Here is a 1,501-nt window from a genome sequence, read left to right on the forward strand (position 1 = left end):
AATTTGATCTTTAATACTTGTTAAAGAAAGCCCTAGATTTGCAATTTTTTGCTTATCAACTTCGATTGATAAGGAAGTAGATTTTCCTCCACCTATCGAAACACTGTTTACTCCTTCAATTTTATTTAAAGCTGGTACAATTTCGTCATTTAAAGTTGATTCGATATTTGAACCATCTTTTGAAAACATAGAGATGTAATAAATAGGGAATGATCCGAACGAAAAACGGTCTACCTTTGTTGTTACATTTTCAGGTAAGCCAGCGTCCTTTAAACTCGTATTTATTTGTTGTTCAACATTATCCATATCCGTATTAAATGGAAATTCTAAATTAATAACAGAAACGCTTTCGAATGAAGAACTTGAAAGTGTCTTAATATCTTCGATTAATTTAAATATTTTCAAGTTTTGTCGTAATCTGCTCATTTATATCATCTGGTGCTGTACCAGGGGAAACAACTTGAACAGAGATTGCTGGAAATTCGATATTTGGAAGCTCTTCAACTTTTAATTTTGAATAAGAATATAATCCTCCAAATAGTAATAAAAACGAAATAATAAATATTGCTACAGAGTTTTTTAAACTAAACTTAGTTAAAAAGTTCATTAACTACCTTCCTTTCTATTGCTAGTCATAAAGTGATAAATAGTATAGTCCGAATTTTCAATCTTTTAATGGCGTTTTTTCTATCAGTAATAGAATGTTCATTTCAACTCTAGAATGCTCGTTTTAAAATTCAAGAGAAAGATTTTAAAATTTATACGATTTTCATGCTCAATCCTTCTAAAAATAATTAACATAGATTTTCATTTTTTGTGAAATGATAAGATGGCAAGAAATTGATTAATTTTAGGAGGTATGAAAATGTCAAAATCAAAAAAAGAAAAGGAACGATTTTGGAATGAAAGAAAGTCGAACCATCAGCCACATGATAAAGTAAAATCGTTTAAAGAATTGGACAAAGAAACAAAATAGCTAGCTCCTTTACTAAGAGTCATTGGTACCAGTTTTTTTCGTGAATATCACTTATCACATTTTCATTTGTAATCATAAAAAAAAGTCCCGTGATATACACGGGACCTGAGACTGATTTGGTTAAGAATTCTAATGAAATTCTAATAGAATCGAAATCTATGTAGTTCGAACCTTTTAAAATATGAATATAAGTAGAATCTACTATTTTTAAACTATTCTGCTGTTCTTACTATTTTATAATTTTTATGGTTTACGACTGTTAGCGGTTCCAGTTCTAAATCTCTGAAGTTTTCCATTATGGATATGTCAACAATGACAGAATTTTTATTAACCTTTTGTACTCTACCTTTCAACCCCTGTTTAAACTCAATGATATTTCCAGCTTCTGCAATTTTCATGAGCGTATCTCCTAACAAAGTTTTGATTTGACACCTTCTATAATGCATGAAAACGGTTTAAAGGTAAAGAGAAAATTTAAATTTTTTTACAATTTTGTCTTTTTTCATAAGAAATTATGTTTAAAAA

General features: G+C 28.8%; 4 protein-coding genes. 1 reads left to right on the forward strand and 3 read right to left on the reverse strand.

The window, feature by feature from the left end; translation table 11 throughout:
* On the reverse strand, positions 1 to 426 hold a 426-nt coding region (locus CN514_RS24610), incomplete at its 3' end, for an efflux RND transporter permease subunit (RefSeq protein ID WP_353652095.1).
* Entirely contained in the window at positions 392 to 607 is a 216-nt protein-coding gene (locus tag CN514_RS26955) for an efflux RND transporter permease subunit (RefSeq protein ID WP_098234810.1), read from the reverse strand. The genes CN514_RS26955 and CN514_RS24610, both read right to left, overlap by 35 nt.
* Positions 608 to 865: 258 nt before the next feature.
* Between CN514_RS26955 and CN514_RS26705 the strand changes: the two genes are divergently transcribed.
* Entirely contained in the window at positions 866 to 976 is a 111-nt protein-coding gene (locus CN514_RS26705) for a DUF6254 family protein (RefSeq protein ID WP_286141830.1), read from the forward strand.
* Positions 977 to 1,188: 212 nt separating this feature from the next.
* Here the strand turns inward: CN514_RS26705 and CN514_RS24620 are convergent, their stop codons facing one another.
* On the reverse strand, positions 1,189 to 1,374 hold the full coding sequence (locus CN514_RS24620) for a YkvS family protein (protein WP_098234811.1): 186 nt from the start codon (positions 1,372 to 1,374) through the stop codon (positions 1,189 to 1,191).
* Positions 1,375 to 1,501: the final 127 nt, after the last annotated feature.

Source organism: Bacillus sp. AFS001701 (assembly GCF_002559405.1).
GTDB lineage: Bacteria > Bacillota > Bacilli > Bacillales > Bacillaceae_G > Gottfriedia.